Annotated in this window: 12 protein-coding genes and 1 other RNA gene; 1 reads left to right on the top strand and 12 read right to left on the bottom strand. The window is 59.9% G+C overall.

Features of this window, described 5'->3' with window-relative positions; genetic code table 11:
• Positions 1-7: 7 nt before the first annotated feature.
• The 8 genes from mraY to rnpB form a co-directional block, all read right to left on the bottom strand.
• On the bottom strand, positions 8-1,111 hold the full coding sequence (gene mraY, locus JJ889_RS05885) for a phospho-N-acetylmuramoyl-pentapeptide-transferase (RefSeq protein WP_291892525.1): 1,104 nt from the start codon (positions 1,109-1,111) through the stop codon (positions 8-10).
• A gap of 6 nt (positions 1,112-1,117) precedes the next feature.
• Positions 1,118-2,530 (bottom strand): UDP-N-acetylmuramoyl-tripeptide--D-alanyl-D-alanine ligase, encoded by a 1,413-nt coding sequence (gene murF / locus JJ889_RS05880; RefSeq protein WP_291892523.1) that lies wholly within the window; start codon positions 2,528-2,530, stop codon positions 1,118-1,120.
• Positions 2,523-3,977 (bottom strand): UDP-N-acetylmuramoyl-L-alanyl-D-glutamate--2,6-diaminopimelate ligase, encoded by a 1,455-nt coding sequence (locus JJ889_RS05875; protein ID WP_291892521.1) that lies wholly within the window; start codon positions 3,975-3,977, stop codon positions 2,523-2,525. The genes murF and JJ889_RS05875 overlap by 8 nt, the downstream gene beginning before the upstream one ends.
• Positions 3,974-5,731 (bottom strand): penicillin-binding protein 2, encoded by a 1,758-nt coding sequence (locus JJ889_RS05870; protein ID WP_291892519.1) that lies wholly within the window; start codon positions 5,729-5,731, stop codon positions 3,974-3,976. The genes JJ889_RS05875 and JJ889_RS05870 overlap by 4 nt, the downstream gene beginning before the upstream one ends.
• On the bottom strand, positions 5,728-6,108 hold the full coding sequence (locus tag JJ889_RS05865; protein ID WP_291892517.1) for a hypothetical protein: 381 nt from the start codon (positions 6,106-6,108) through the stop codon (positions 5,728-5,730). Before JJ889_RS05865 ends, JJ889_RS05870 begins: the two co-directional genes overlap by 4 nt.
• On the bottom strand, positions 6,105-7,100 hold the full coding sequence (rsmH, locus tag JJ889_RS05860; RefSeq protein ID WP_291892515.1) for a 16S rRNA (cytosine(1402)-N(4))-methyltransferase RsmH: 996 nt from the start codon (positions 7,098-7,100) through the stop codon (positions 6,105-6,107). Before rsmH ends, JJ889_RS05865 begins: the two co-directional genes overlap by 4 nt.
• Positions 7,097-7,558: a division/cell wall cluster transcriptional repressor MraZ gene (locus tag JJ889_RS05855; RefSeq protein WP_291892513.1), complete on the bottom strand. Its 462-nt coding sequence runs from the start codon at positions 7,556-7,558 to the stop codon at positions 7,097-7,099. Before JJ889_RS05855 ends, rsmH begins: the two co-directional genes overlap by 4 nt.
• 283 nt (positions 7,559-7,841) lie before the next feature.
• Positions 7,842-8,231: RNase P RNA component class A (gene rnpB, locus JJ889_RS05850), an RNA gene on the bottom strand.
• A 411-nt stretch (positions 8,232-8,642) separates the two neighbouring features.
• Here rnpB and JJ889_RS05845 point away from each other — a divergent pair.
• On the top strand, positions 8,643-11,654 hold the full coding sequence (locus JJ889_RS05845; RefSeq protein WP_291892511.1) for a TonB-dependent receptor: 3,012 nt from the start codon (positions 8,643-8,645) through the stop codon (positions 11,652-11,654).
• 498 nt (positions 11,655-12,152) lie between these two features.
• On the opposite strand, the gene JJ889_RS05840 is transcribed toward JJ889_RS05845, so the two are convergent.
• The 4 genes from JJ889_RS05840 to JJ889_RS05825 all read right to left on the bottom strand — a co-directional run bounded on the left by JJ889_RS05840 (position 12,153) and on the right by JJ889_RS05825 (position 15,390).
• Positions 12,153-12,827, bottom strand: a complete 675-nt coding sequence (locus JJ889_RS05840) for an N-acetylmuramoyl-L-alanine amidase (RefSeq protein ID WP_291892509.1) — start codon at positions 12,825-12,827, stop codon at positions 12,153-12,155.
• Positions 12,824-13,738 (bottom strand): EamA family transporter, encoded by a 915-nt coding sequence (locus tag JJ889_RS05835; protein WP_291892507.1) that lies wholly within the window; start codon positions 13,736-13,738, stop codon positions 12,824-12,826. The genes JJ889_RS05840 and JJ889_RS05835 overlap by 4 nt, the downstream gene beginning before the upstream one ends.
• Positions 13,739-13,776: 38 nt before the next feature.
• Positions 13,777-15,012 carry a hypothetical protein gene (locus JJ889_RS05830; protein WP_291892506.1) on the bottom strand — a complete coding sequence of 412 codons (1,236 nt, stop codon included), beginning with the start codon at positions 15,010-15,012 and terminating at the stop codon, positions 13,777-13,779.
• A gap of 66 nt (positions 15,013-15,078) precedes the next feature.
• Positions 15,079-15,390, bottom strand: a complete 312-nt coding sequence (locus tag JJ889_RS05825; protein WP_291892505.1) for a hypothetical protein — start codon at positions 15,388-15,390, stop codon at positions 15,079-15,081.
• Positions 15,391-15,416: the final 26 nt, after the last annotated feature.

Genomic DNA, 15,416 nt, shown 5'->3' with positions numbered 1-15,416 from the left:
TTGCAGTTTACCTCAATTTGAGCGTCGCGAGTCCGATTAATGCTAGAATGACGGCAATAATCCAGAAACGGATGACAATTGTCGGCTCGGCCCAGCCCTTCTTTTCGAAGTGGTGATGGATCGGAGCCATTCGGAAAACACGCTTACCGGTCAGCTTGAAACTGGCCACCTGAACCATAACCGAAACCATTTCAAGCACAAAGAGACCACCGACGATGGCCAGGACAATCTCGTGCTTGACAGCGATGGCGATGGCCCCGAGCGCGCCGCCCAACGACAGCGACCCGGTATCGCCCATGAAGATCATCGCCGGCGGAGCATTCCACCACAGGAAGCCCAGTCCGGCCCCGAGAAGCGCACCGCAGAAGACCAGCAATTCACTGGTGCCCGGCGTGTGATGGACCTGCAGGTATTCCGCGAAATCGACCCGGCCGACCAGGTAGGCGATCACGCCAAATGTCGCGGCGGCGATCATCACCGGGACAATGGCCAGTCCGTCCAGCCCGTCCGTCATGTTCACGGCATTGCCCGAGCCGACAATGACGATACAGCCGAAGACGTAGAACAACGGCCCGATATTGATCAGGAAATCCTTGAAGAACGGGAAGGCGATGGACGTCTCGAGCCCTGCATCCATGCCGTTGGCCCGTGCAACGCTGGTGGCCCAGACGACGGCAATGGCTGCGATGGTGAACTCAAACAGGAGTTTGAACTTGCCACCAAAACCCGCTGTGCTCTGCTTGGTGACTTTCATATAGTCATCAACAAAGCCGATCAGGCCGAAACCGGCCGTCACGAATATCACGATCCAGACGTACTGATTTGTCAGATCCGCCCACAAGAGCGTGCCGATCATCACCCCGAGCAGGATCAGGAAACCGCCCATGGTTGGCGTTCCAGCCTTCTCGATCACATGGCGCTGAATGCCTTCCTCGCGGATGGGCTGGCCCTTGCCCTGCTTGCGACGCAGCCAGCCGATCATCGGCTTGCCGAAAACGAAAGCGATCAGCATCGCCGTCATCAATGCACCACCCGTTCTGAACGTGATGTAGCGGAACAGGTTCGCCAGTTGCAGGTCCTCTGCAAGCGGCGCGAACAACAGATAGAGCATTGGCGGTCAGGCCTCCGTCAGGTCGAATGCAGTGCCATCGGCCAGAACTGCGGCAATCTTGTGGAGCCCGGAACCGTTGGAGCCTTTCATCAGCAAGACATCCCCCGATCGAAGCTCAGATTTCAGCGGCTCAAGCACTTCACTGGCACTCTTCGCATAGCCCGCGCGCAACGGTGCGGGCAAGGCGTCATGCAGGTGTTTCATCAGGCTGCCGCAGGAAAAAACCAGATCAGTGTTAGCGCTCAGCAAAGGCTCCGCCAGCTCTGCGTGCAATGCCGGTCCGGACGCACCCAGCTCCAGCATATCACCGAGCACGGCAATACGGCGCCCCTCTCCTTCCGGTCGAGCTGCCGCCAGGGAACTCATTGCGGCGCGCATGGAGACCGGATTGGCATTATAGGCATCGTCCAGCAGCGTAGCCTCACCACCACCCGGCAGCGAGATCTTCACGGCACGGCCGCGGCCGGCTGCGGCATCGACCTCAGCCAGGGCGTCCGCCACATCGCGCGCATCGAGCCCAGTCGCAGCCGCCGCTGCAAAGACAGCGGCCGTATTCCAGGCCCAGTGCTCACCGGATGCGGCCAATCGGAACGGCACACGATTACCCATCACATTGATACGTCCGCGACTGCCATCAAGGCCGGTTTCGAATTCCTCGATCCGGACTGCTGCGTGTGATGCGCGACCAAATTCCAGCAGGAAAGCGGCAGAGGAATTGCGCGCATGCTGGGCGATGCGTTCTCCCAGAGGATCGTCAGCCGGGATAATGGCTACGCCATCCGGCTCCATACCTTCGAAAATCTCGGACTTGGCATCTGCAATGGCTTCAATCGAACCCAGGTTTTCCAGATGCGCCTCGCCGATACGCGTGATCAGAGTGACATGGGGCTGGACCAGAGACGACAAATCCCGGATTTCGCCCGCGTGGTTCATGCCCATTTCAAAGACAGCGCGTTCGGTATCCGCGGGCATTCGCGCCAGGGTCAGCGGCACGCCCCAGTGATTATTGTAGGACTTCACACTCCAGTGCGCCGGGCCGGCAGCACGGAAAACGGCCGCAAGGGCTTCCTTGACGCTGGTCTTGCCAACACTGCCTGTGACAGCGACACGAATGGCCGACGAGCGATCACGCGCGGCCGCGCCCAGTGCGCGTAGCGCATCCAGGCTGTCGGACACTTTCAGGTGCGAACCAGGCAAACCGGCCGAGCGCTCAACCAGTGCGGCGGTCGCGCCGCGGGCCATGGCATCCGGCACGAATTCATGCCCGTCACGGATGTCCGTGAGCGCCACAAACAAATCGCCCGGACAGATCGAACGTGTATCAATCGAGACGCCGTTACAGGTCCAGTCGATATCACGGGTCAGCTCGCCACCGGTCGCGGCCAGGGCCTGTTTCGCAGTCCAGAGCGGATCAGACATGCTCGGCCTCCCTCGCCTCAAGCGCCTCGCGGGACACGTCGCGATCATCAAATGGGTGCACGACGCCCGCAACAGTCTGGCCGGTTTCATGGCCCTTGCCGGCGACGAGCAGGCAATCGCCCTCGCGCAGCAGACCGACGCCGTGATTGATCGCCTCTCGACGATCCGCGATCTCCAGCGCGTCCGGACAGCCGCTCAGCACAGCAGCGCGGATTGCCGCGGGATTTTCAGATCGTGGATTGTCATCGGTAACGATCGCGACATCCGAGAGTTTCCGGGCGATCGCCCCCATCTTGGCGCGTTTGTCCGGATCGCGATCGCCGCCACAGCCAAACACAACCATCACACGTCCCTTGGTGTGAGGACGTGCAGCCCGCAGCAATTTGTCCAAACCATCCGGCGTATGCGCGTAATCGACGAGCACCGGGGCGCCTTCGCGCGTTTCGCCAACCTTGTCGAGCCGCCCGGGAACACCGCCAAGCTTGCCCAGCGTGCCCAGAACAACGGCCTTGTCGACACCTCCAGCAAGGGCAATTGCAGCGGCTCCGAGCGCATTGAGGATCTGGAACTCTCCGACGAGCGGTATCTCGAGGCGGATCTCCTCGCCTTTCCAGCGAAACACGACATCCTGGCTGGCCGCGCGCGGGGTGATCTCGCAGATCTGCAGGTCCTGGCCACGCCATCCGATGGTTGAGATGTCCAGCCCGCGCTCACGCGCCAACTCCGCCATGCGCTCGCCCCACTCGCTGTCAGTATTGATGATGGCGGGGCCACCGGCATCGAGAAAGTTCAGGAAGAGACGTGCCTTGGAGGCGAAGTAATCCTCGAAGTCAGGGTGATAATCCAGATGATCCTGGGTGAGGTTGGTAAAGGCTGCCAGGGTCACTCGCACGGCTTCCATGCGGCGCTGTTTCAACCCGTGGCTGGACGCCTCCATGGCCAGATGGGTCACCCCGTCCCGGGCCAGGGCGTCGAGCGATTTATGCAGGGCGGCGGCGTCCGGCGTCGTGTAACCGGTGACCTCGGAACTGGTCCCGCGGGCCACGCCCAGCGTTCCCAGGCTTGCCCCGTCCAGCCCGGCGGCTGTCCAGATCTGGCGAACAAACTCGACGGTCGAACTTTTGCCATTGGTCCCGGTGATGGCGACGATATTGGCCGGCTGCTGAGGATAAAAACGCGCGGCCATGTCAGCGAACAAGGCGGGCGCATCTTCAGCGATGATGACCGGGATCGAGACATCATCGATTTCACCGTCGCAGATAATCGCGACGGCGCCCGCCGCTTCAGCTCTGGCCGCGAACTGGCGACCGTGAACAGAAAAGCCCGGCAGGGCGGCAAACACCCAGCCGCCCTCGATCTTGCGGCTGTCCAGCGTCAGACCCTTCACTTCGATCTGGTCATAGCCGGGTCTCAGCGCGGACGCTGGCAGCAAGTCGGCGAGTTTCACGGAATGTCCTCCGGCATCAGCGCGGCTCGAACCAGCGCTGCGCGACTGTCATGGTCCTCGTTGGATCGCTCCACACCGAGGATTGGCGCAATACGGGAGATGATCTCCCCCGTCGCCGGAGCCGCTGTCCATCCCCCTGTGGCGTAGCCATAGGTCGATTCATTGCCCTGCGGCTCGTCCAACAACACCAGCACCGCATATTGCGGGTCGTCATAGGGGAACACGGCCGAGAAGGAGGAAATAAGGCGGCTGCTGTCATACCCCCCGCGATGGGGTTTTTCCGCCGTACCGGTCTTGCCGGCGACGCGATAACCCTGCGCCTCGGCACTGCCGCCCGTACCGTCCGTGACATTCTCACGCATCAGCGCCAGAACATCGCGCGCACTATCCGAACTCATCACACGCTCGCCAACAAGGGTTTCGTTCGCCGCGACCGGCTGCAGGGTCGGCGGCACATAGACACCGTCATTGGCAATCGCCGCGAAGGCCGCGATCGTTGCAATCGGGCTGACCGCGATGCCGTGGCCATAGGAAATGGTCGCCGTTTCGGTTTGCGCCCATTGACGCGGCAACAATGGATCAGCGCTTTCGATCAGCTCGATCGGGGCACGCTCTAGCAGACGAAGATCACCCAAGAAACCGCGCTGCGCATCCGACCCGGCTTCCAGCGCAATCAGCGAGGAACCGATATTGGAGGAATGCGTGAACACTTCCGACAGGGTCAGCCAGCGATCCTCGGCGTGGTAGTCATTGATGGTGTGGCCACCCAGCTGCAGCGGATTGGAGGCATCGTAACCACTCTCCAGTGTCGCTGTTTCCGTTTCCAACGCCAGCGCCACGGTGAAAGCCTTAAAGGTGGACCCCATCTCGTAAACCGACTGGGCGGACCGGTTGAGGCGCTCGCCTGGTTCGCTCTCCATTGGACGGTTCGGATCGAAGTCAGGCAGGGACACCATACCGACAATCTCGCCCGTACGCACATTCATGACGATGCCTGACGCTGCGAGAGCATCGAATTCGATCATGCTGGCGCGAAGGACTTCATCGAGATGAAATTGCACAGCCATGTCGATGGACAGCGCCACCGGACGGCCGTCGCCGGAAGACAGAGCCGAATTGAAGGCGCGCTCTGCGCCGGCCAGCCCCGCCATGTCCCGGTCGGTGTAACCCACAACATGCGATGCCAGACGGCCACGCGGGTAAACACGACGCGGTTCAGACCTGAACCCAACGCCGGGTAGCCCGAGGGCAAAGACAGCCTGGCGTTGGCGGGGTGTAAGATTGCGCTGGATCCAGACAAAACGACGTCGTGAGGACAGGTCGCGGATCACGCGCTCCATATCCAGTCCCGGGAGAACGCCGGACAGCGCCTCGGCCGTTTCCGCTGCATCCCAGACCTGGGTCGGGTCTGCGTACAACGAGTGTGTTTCAAGTGTCGTCGCCAGGACCTGGCCTGTGCGGTCAAAGATCTCTCCACGCCCAACCGACGCGATATCCGCATTCACGCCCGCCAGTGGATCAGATGGATGCGCGACAGCCATTTCGATGGAACGCAACGCGAGAAGGCCAAACCCGACCGCAACCGCCAGGCCAAGCATTCTCAGGCGGGACCGCGCCTGCTCCAGGGCCTGGACCTCATCACTTTCGACACGAAGCAGGCGTGACATGTCCGCCGGCGCCGCTTCCGCCAGGGGAGGCAGCGCTGGATTGACTGTCTCCGTCGAGACAGATCGGCGAAACGGCCACAGCTTCATCGATCGGGACCTCCCGCCGGAGCAGCCTCAGCGAGCGCCAGCTCTCCCGTGTCGCTGGAAAGCAGCATGTCTTCGCGCAGCCCCTCCTCTTCCTCGACATCAGTGAGGATGGGCAGGTCATTTACCGCGATCTCACGACTCGGATCGAGCGGTTCGAGACCAAGATAGCGACGCGCCAGCGCGCGCAAACGCTCAGGCTCTTCCAGATGAGCAATCTCGACATTGAGCACATTGACCTGGCGGCGCTCCTCGGCGAGCTGGGCCTGAATCATCTCCAGACGCTCCTGAGAAGACTTCGCCTCTGTCTTGGCAATATAGAGGGCAACGGCAAGGGTCACGGCCACGAGAAGGGCAACTCCGTTCAGCACGCGGATCATAGCGCAGCCTCCAGCTTGGAAAGCGGCACAACTCCGGGCATCACGAACTCCTCTTCCTGCCAACTCGGCGCTTGCGTGCGAACGGCGATACGCAGTTTTGCGGAACGGGAACGCGGATTTTCGGACAATTCCTGTTCCGTCGCCGTAACGGCCTTGCGGGTCTCCAGCGAGAATGTTGCCTCCGGCCCTTCAACAGCGACTGGATTGTGACGGGAGCCACCGCCACCGGCGAGACCAGATCGAGCCCGCATGAATGTCTTAACCATGCGGTCCTCCAATGAATGGAACGTAACCACCACCAACCTCCCCATTGGCGCCAGAACGCGCTCTGCAGCACTTAAAGCCCGCGCGAGCTCGCCGAGCTCGTCATTCACAAAAATGCGCAGGGCCTGAAACACACGTGTTGCAGGGTGAATCTTCATGTGTTTTCCGCCAATTGCGCGGGAAACGATCTCGGCAAGCTGATCCGTTGTCGTAATCGGGCTCTCGCCACGCGCGCGAACCACAAACTGCGCAACCCGGCGGGATTTGCGCTCTTCGCCGTAGACATAAAATATATCCGCCAACTCGCGCTCGCTCAGACGATTGATCGCGTCGCTGGCCGAGGCCCCCTCACCTGACATGCGCATGTCCAGCGGGCCCGGCTTGCTGAACGAGAAACCACGTTCTGCCTGGTCGATCTGCATCGAGGACACGCCGATGTCCAGAACGACACCATTGATATGCTCGCGCCTGCTCTCTGCGACAGCTGCCTCAAGCTCGGAAAACGGACCAGCATGGAAGCTGAAACGCTCACCGAATTCGCTGCGAAACTGATCCACGACCACACGGACGGTTGGGTCGCGGTCCACCGCAATCAGGGAACACCCGGCGGCACCGAGAATGGCGCGCGAATAGCCGCCGGCGCCAAAAGTGCCATCGAGATGCGCCTCTCCCGCCTGTGGACGCAGCCCCTCCAACACTTCGCTCAACATCACGGGATAATGGCTCATGTCGAACCCCCCGGACGCGGACCAAGCTTCAGCGCGCGCTTGTTGTCGCGGGCAAAGGACTGCGCGTTGGCCTTGTGGGCCTCATACATGTCCGGAGACCAGATCTCGAAACGAGAGCCGAGCCCGACAAAGGTCGCCTTCCCCTCCAGACCCGCATGGTCGATGAAATCCTTCGGCAGGGTCACGCGACCATTGGCATCAAAAGACAATGGACGCGCCGCACCGAAGATCGCTCGCTCGAAGGCGATGCGCGCATCATCATAAGGATCCATCTCCTCGATCAGCGCCTGGTAGCGCTCGAGCAGGGCCTGGCCACCACCTTCCAGATAAGTTCCATCAAAGGACGGCCAGACAATGATGCCGTCGAACGCACCGCCTCCAACCACCGCACGGAAATCCGCCGGCACGGAAACCCGCCCCTTCGCATCTACGCCATTGATGGTGGTGGACAGGAACACGTCCGCCTACTCCCCAGCTAACCGCACGAACCTTCTCATGGTTAACGATGGGATAACATGGGATGAGATGGGAAACAATGTTGAAAGAATGGTTTTTCATGGATTAACACCCCGATTAACCAATGGAATTCGAACAAAGGCGGAACATTAAGTTAATATCCACAACGAGCCACCCGGCTTCGCCGGCCAGCCACATTTGAGACGGAACAAAAGGAGAGAATGCGTGCATAAATATTGAGCAGCGCTCGACCTGAACGTTTACAATTAACTATTTGCGAAACTAAAGGTCAGGCGGCCTGTAAGCCGGGTTCTGTTCCCCTTGCGGGGCGACGATCATTCATCTGCGCTGCGCCTTGCGACACAGCTGGTGCGACCTACCCGGATGACACGTGGAAACCCGTGTGCAGCTCGAGGCTGCTTTCATCCCTATTCGGTCTTGCTCCAGGTGGGGCTTGCCGTGCCCCCTTCCTTGCGGTCGGGGCGGTGCGCTCTTACCGCACCCTTTCACCCTTACCTACCGTCGCTGACGCTCTGGCAGGCGGTCTGCTCTCTGCTGCGCTTTCCCTGGGGTTTCCCCCGCCGGGCGCTACCCGGCACCTTGTTTCCATGGAGCCCGGACTTTCCTCGATCACGCCGTTTCCAGCCCTGTGACCGCGACCGCCCAGCCGCCTGACGGCGCGCTTAAACAGCATGCTCACGTTCAAGGCAAGCATCTCGGCCCGATAAAACCCTACTTTTGGTACAATTTTGAAACTTCCGGAGCACACCTGGTCCGTTTTTGAAACCCCAAGGTTGCGTGACTGCAACAGAATCTCGATTTTGTATCCAATATTCACCGCCTGTCGGAATTATTACAGTTTGCACATTGACGCTCACGGATCCGTGAGCCAGCGTGACTTTGGGCGCTTGGGGAAGCGCTCGAAAGGGGAAGGGTAGACCTCTTACAATATAGTGCGGATTCAACGGTAAAATTTGCCAGAACTGTACTCGTGCGTCTGCTCGCACCGGCCGAAACTATGCTTCGGGCGAACACCCCTGCTGTGTCTAATCGCAATGGACGGCGCTGCCGTCCTGGAGGGATGTAATGAAAACTCTCAAGCAAATCATGCTTGGCACGACCGCTTCTGTCGGTCTGGTGCTCGGCGCAGCAGTCTCTACGACCGCTGTTCTGGCACCTGTTGCCTCAGCCCAGTCGTATACGACCGGTGCTGTACAGGGTACCGTCGTTGATACGGCTGGTAACCCGGTCGCCGGCGCGACAGTTCGCGTCGTCGATACCGCACGTGGCTCGGTTCGTTCTGCAACGACCGGCGCGGACGGTAGCTTCTTTGTCGGCCGCCTTGCTGTCGGCAATCACTCGATCACCATCAGCCGTGACGGTTACCAATCGATCTCTGACGACGCTGTGCGCGTTTCCGTCGGTAGCACGTCTGACTACACCTTCGCGCTAGCTGCTGGCTCTTCCACCGCCGATGTCATCACGGTTACGGGTACGGCTGTTCAGACCAATACCTTCCAGGTCGCCGAGACCGGCCTGACCATCGACGTTGACGAAATCTTCGAGCAGATCCCGGTTGGCCGTGACATCGACTCTCTGGCTCAGCTGGCTCCGGGTACCGTTGCTGGTGACACCGCGTTCGGCGGCACCTCCATCGGTGGTTCCTCTGTTGGTGAGAACGCCTTCTACATCAACGGCATGAACGTTACGAACTTCCGTAACTTCCTTGGCGCGTCCACGATCCCGTTCCAGTTCTACGAACAGGTCGAAGTCAAGACCGGTGGTTACCAGGCTGAATTCGGCCGTTCAACGGGTGGTGTTGTCAACGCAGTAACCCGTTCCGGTACGAACGAGTTCCACTGGGGCTTCAACATCTTCTATTCCCCGGATGAACTTCGCGAAGATTCTCCGAACACCTTCTCGCAGACGAATGACCTGGACCAGCGTACCAGCCAGGAAATGAACATCTACGCGTCCGGTCCGATCGTTGAAGACCGCGTCTTCTTCTACGCGATGTATTCTCCGCGTAACTTCGAATACGTGAACTCCAACATCAATTTCGAGCAGACCTCCGGTCAGCGCTTCGAAACGGTCGATGAAGATCCGTTCTGGGGCATCAAGCTGGACGCCAACCTGTTCGAAGGCCACACGCTCGGCCTGACGGCGTTCTCGGATGACCGTCGTGTTGTCACCAATACCTATGATATTGGCTATGACAGCTACGAAGACCGCAACGTCATCAGCGAAACCTACAACGGTGAAGGCTACTCCCTCGAGGGCGGCGACATCTTCATCGCAAACTACACCGGCGAGCTGACGGATTGGGCAACGCTCTCTGTCACCTATGGTCAGCAGACCTTCGGTCAGACGTCCAAGTCCTCTGCCGACGATCTGCCGGCAACCTACCGTTACGAAACGGGCACGGGCTTCATCCGCCAGGGTGACTGGGTCAACTTCTCCATCTCTGAAGGTGAAGATTCCCGCGAACTGTTCCGCGCCGACCTCGACCTGTTTGCCAATTTCATGGGTGAGCACCAGATCCGTATCGGTGTTGACCGTGAGGAACTGACGGCTGACGCATCTGTCATCAACTCCGGTGGTGCTTACTACCTGTACGGTGACGGCGCCTATTGTGACATCTACCGTGCGAACGGTGGCGTTGCCCTGACCGGCGATCCGTGTGTCCGTTGGCGTGATTACTCGGTTGGTGGTTCGTTCACGACCATCCAGACCGCGTTCTACATCCAGGACTCCTGGCAGATCACCGATCAGCTGACCTTGAACCTGGGTCTGCGTAACGAAACGTTCGACAACCGCAACTCGGACGACGAAACGTTCACGGAAATCAGCAACCAGCTGGCTCCGCGCATCCAGGCTGCCTATGACGTCTGGGGTGACGGAAACCTGGAACTGTTCGGTTCCTGGGGCCGCTACTACCTGCCGGTTGCCACGAACACCAACATTCGTATGGCTGGCGGCGAAACCTATATCCACCGCTGGTATGACTACTCCGCAGTTGATGCGAACTTCGTTCCGACCTTTGTCGGTGGCGTAACGGGCAACTTCTACGAGCAGGTCTTCGGTGACGGTTCTGTTCCGGATACGCGTTCCACGACGGACGCCAATCTCGACCCGATGTATGTCGACGAGATCATCCTGGGCGGTCGCTGGACCATGAACGACCTCTGGGACTTCGGCCTGTCCTTCACGCACCGTGATCTGGGCTCCACCCTCGAGGACGTTGCTATCGACGCCGCTGTCATCGCCTACTGTGATGCCAATGGTATCGACGTGGGTGGCACGCCGTGTTCCGACGTTTGGTCTGGTTTCCACCAGTATGTCCTGACCAACCCGGGCGAAGACATGAATGTCTATCTTCCGGAACTGGATCAGCAAGTTGAGCTGTCTGCGGCTGACCTTGGCTATCCGGCTGCAGAGCGTACCTATACCGCGCTCGAGCTGACCTTTGACCGTCAGTTCGACAATGGTTGGGACCTGCACGGTTCCTGGACGATCTCCAGCTCCGAAGGTAACTACGAGGGCTCTGTAAAGTCTGACAACGGTCAGGACGATGCAGGCATCACCCAGGACTTCGACCAGCCGGGCCTGACGGACGGTGCCAACGGCGACCTGCCGAACCACCGTACGCACAAGTTCAAGCTGTGGGGTTCCTACCAGGTCAACGAAATGTTCACGGTTGGCGGTCGCTTCAACGCGACGTCTCCGCGTTCCTTCGGTTGTATCGGTTACCACCCGACTGACGCGTTTGCGTACGAATACGGTGCCTCTTCCTGGTACTGTGGTGGTGAGCTGACGCCGCGTGGCTCTCAGCTGGAAAGTGACTGGACGTATAACTTCGACCTGTCCTTCATCTACCGTCCGACCAACCTGCCGTATCCGGGTGAGCCGACCCTGCGCATGGATATCTTCAACGTTCTCAATGCTGATGGCGTAACGGATATCTATGAGTTTGGTGACAGCTCCGCTACGGCTCCGGGCGTTGCACCGTACGTCAACGAGGCTAACCCGCGCTACGGCTTGGCGTCTGGCTACCAGGCTCCGCGTTCCGTACGCTTCGGTCTCAGCTGGGATTTCTAGAGTTCCAGTTAGCCCCTAGGAGTGAAGTCACGAGCACCCAACGGGCGAATTACCTCCCTCCGAGGTAGCGAAGGGGCGGTGGTTCAAACCACCGCCCTTTTTGTTTCAAAAGGGTAGCCGGAATTGCCCTCCGGCCGTGAAAATCAGATTGCCGCTCATCGCGGGTAAACATGCAGACATTGGCTGTCGCGTCTTACCCCGCCCCGATGAGCGGCAATTTGTTTTTGCATCTACACTCGACATCAAGGTTTCTCGCATTATATGACCGCACAAGATCTGGGATGGCGGCACCCCGGTGGGATCCTGCGTTGGTCACTGCGTAGCTCGAAGTGTTTCGTGCACGTTTGTGTACGAGGATATCGCACCCCGAAAGAGTTTGAAGAATCCGGAATTTCTAGAGTTCCGGCTAGTCTCTGGGAGTGAAGTCACGAGCACTCATGAGACGTTCCACCCGATCTGGGTGGCGGGGGGACGGTGAAGGCATTCATCGTCCCCTTGTTATTTTCGGCCGTATATTGCCGCAGCCGCTGCGACAAGCGCCGACGTTTCGCCGTCAACCCGCCCGTCCACTTGTAATGGCCGATGCCTGCGCTGGAAGGCGCGGACGACATCCTCTTGGTCGGCTTCCGGATCATAACCGGCGCGTTCGAGATCCGACAGCAGCGTATCGCTTGCCGCCTCCCCGCGCAGTTGCACCGCAAGCCCTCTGCCTTCGAGCACAGTCCATGGAAAATGCTCACCAGGATCTTGCTTGCGATCAACGGCAATGTCGGAATGGCCGATCACCTGTCGAGGCTTCAGCCCGTGCCGTCTCATCAGCTCGTCCACAAGCAAGCACACCGCCGCGACCTGCTGCGCCGGATATTCCGGCAGACCGAAATCATGCCCCCCGTTGACGATCTCCACGCCAATCGAGGCAGAATTGATATCTCGCTCGCCTTGCCAATAACTGACGCCGGCGTGCCAGGCCCGTTTGTCGTCCGCGACAAGCTGGAAAATGCGCCCATCTTCCTCGACCATGTAGTGCGCTGACACCTGGGCGTTCGGATCACACATCCGCTCCAGCGCAACCCGGCCGGTTTCCATGCCGGTATAATGGAGGATGATCAGCGAGATCGGCAGTTTGCGATCGTTGAAATTCGGCGACGGGGCAGCGATGACGTCCAGGCTCACAGCGTCTTCTCCCGGGCCAGACCTGCGGTAGGCAGTTTCTTGTTCTGGCGGAAGGCGATGATGCCCACACCCGTCAGCGTCAAACCACCGCCCACCAGCAATTGCCAGCCGACCGGATCATGCGTGATCACCAGACCGGAAATGACCCCGACCAGCGGTGCCATCAGGGTCAACGGCGCGATCAGCGTCGCATCATATTTTTGCAGCAAATTATAGAACACGCCGTGCCCGAATATGTTGACCAGCACGACGGTAAAGAGGAGCGCCGCGAGAAACGGCCATCCACCAGAAAGCGCAGACGAGATCTGGTCCTGTTCGGTCACGAGTGAAAGCACCAGGAGGGGCGGCCAGGAAATCAAGCCGATCCAGGCCTGCATGCGAATGGAATCGAGTGGCATGCGTTTCACAAGGATCATGCCGAGCGCCCCGACAAAGGCAGCTGCAACTCCGATCATCAATCCGAGCTCCAGTGTGGCGCCCTGCGGATCGACGACGACCAACATGATTCCGCCAAACGCTATGACTATGCCGACGAGACGGAATTTTCCGATCTGTTCCTTCAGCATGAATACCGAAAGTATGGTCGCAAACGGCACGCCGAGCTGGAGGGCGATGGCCATCCCGGAGGGTGTGGCCGTCTGAAGCCCGAGAAAAATCAGGACGTACTGCAGCGCGCCCATACACAGGGCGACGCCGATCATGGTCTTCATATCCGTCGGACCCGGGCGCAACCACGGCGCCAGGAACGCATAAAGAAGAGCGAACCGCAGGAAGGCAAAAAAGATCGGCGGACTGCCTTCAAAGCCCGGGACCCAGCCCGGGGCGCCCGTCACCGAAAACTTTGCCACCACAAAATTGAGGCCCCACACGACGCAAACCGCGACCAGGGCGAGAAAATCGCGCAATTTCATACGTCTTCTTCGCGCGCGTCGGCGTGCGAGACAAGCGTTTACTGAGCGGGGCGCCGCTCCGGCTCGAAATGCGCGTCCAGGAATGCCAGGAAGGCGCGCCAGTCACCGGGACGTACGCCATGCAGACCGCGGCGCATGAATTGGGCAATATCCGCTTCCGGATCAAAATCGCCCATAGACGCCTGGCTCAAACCGTCCGAACCGTAAAGCGCATAAACCGGATTGGCGGCCTGGGCCGCACGGAAACTTCCCGTTGGGTCGGACCAGGCATCCCGCCAGGCCCCTCCGATCATGAGTGGACGCGGAGCCATCAAGGCGATCAGCTGATGCTGGTCGACCGGAAGCTGGTCCTCGCGGCCGGCATACCCCGCATAGTTCGGGGCAAACCAGTGCGGATAGCCATCGGTGATCTGGGCGATGCTCTCGCCGTTATGGCTGCGCGACAAGGTCGTGCCACCGGTACCAGCCTGGTGGGCAATAACCAGGTCGACACGCTCGTCGAAAGCCGCGACCAGAAGTGCCGACTTGCCATTTCGCGAATGGCCCCAGACAGCCGTGCGCGCCTCATCGAACTCCGGGGCATCATCCAGCACATCGATGACACGGGAATAGACCCAGGCCCAGGCTGCAATCGCACCACCATCGCCCTCTGGGATCAGACGCTCCAGGGACGCTGGTGCACGCGAGGAACTGTCCGGCACGATATCACCGGCAAAGACAAAGGCGACGGCGTAACCGGCATCCAGAATGTCGGCCACCGGTGGCTCGGCGATATGCTCGCCGAAGATCCACAACATGGGCACAGTCATCCAGGCCGACCCATCACAATTGGGCGCACCGGGCATTTGCCGCATCTCTTCATGGCCGCCAAGAGCCGCACGCGTGCCACAGAACATCTGCATGATGATGGTGGGGACCGGCCCCTCAATCCCTTTCGGGCGCACAGTCGCGACATAGGTCTCGAAACCCGCCATCGACAAATGCCAGTCCTCCAGAACGCCCCGTCCCTGATAGGCATCGACGTCAATCACTCGGCGATCAAGGACCTGGGTGACAGCGTGGTCAGGATAGGTACCAAAAACCTCACTTTGGAACAGGCGCGCCAGCTCCGGGCGTTGCGCCTCCCAGACCTCGCGGCTTGCGGCCATGGTGGAAATGTCGGGCTGGACCGGCTCTCCGGCCTCGCGGGACGACACTTTGGGAAGCGCCATGCTGACACAGCCGACCAGCAACAGCGGCAGCAGGATGGCGAGGACTAGAAGAACACGGCGCATTCGTTACTCCACGATTGTCGCCACGCTATCAGCGTGCTCGTGTTCGACCATTCACATTGATGTGTATCAGGAATTGGACGGGTCGGTGCCGTCAACCGTCCAGCCCTTGGGGCCGCGGGTTGCGACCAGGATCTCGACGCCATCCTCGCCAAATTCGCGTTTGGCGGACGGGCGCTTCACCTTGCGCCACAGCCAGTAAACGCCAGCGGCCATGAGGGCCGCGCCGAGGACAAACAGGAAGGCGGCGGTCAGCATCATGGCGAGTACAAACACAAGCACCGCCGCAGCGATCGCGACAACCGCCGCCAGAATATCGCGCAGGAAACCGCCTGCGCCGTTACCGAAAAACTGTCCGGAAGAGTTCTGTGTGTTCGTCATTGCTTTGCGTTACGTCCTTTCCTCTG

The sequence above is a fragment of the Maricaulis sp. genome, from assembly GCF_017643475.1.
In the GTDB taxonomy this organism is placed as follows: domain Bacteria; phylum Pseudomonadota; class Alphaproteobacteria; order Caulobacterales; family Maricaulaceae; genus Maricaulis.
The sequence above is the reverse complement of the archived record's forward strand: the minus strand, read 5'-3'. Positions and strand labels throughout refer to the sequence as shown.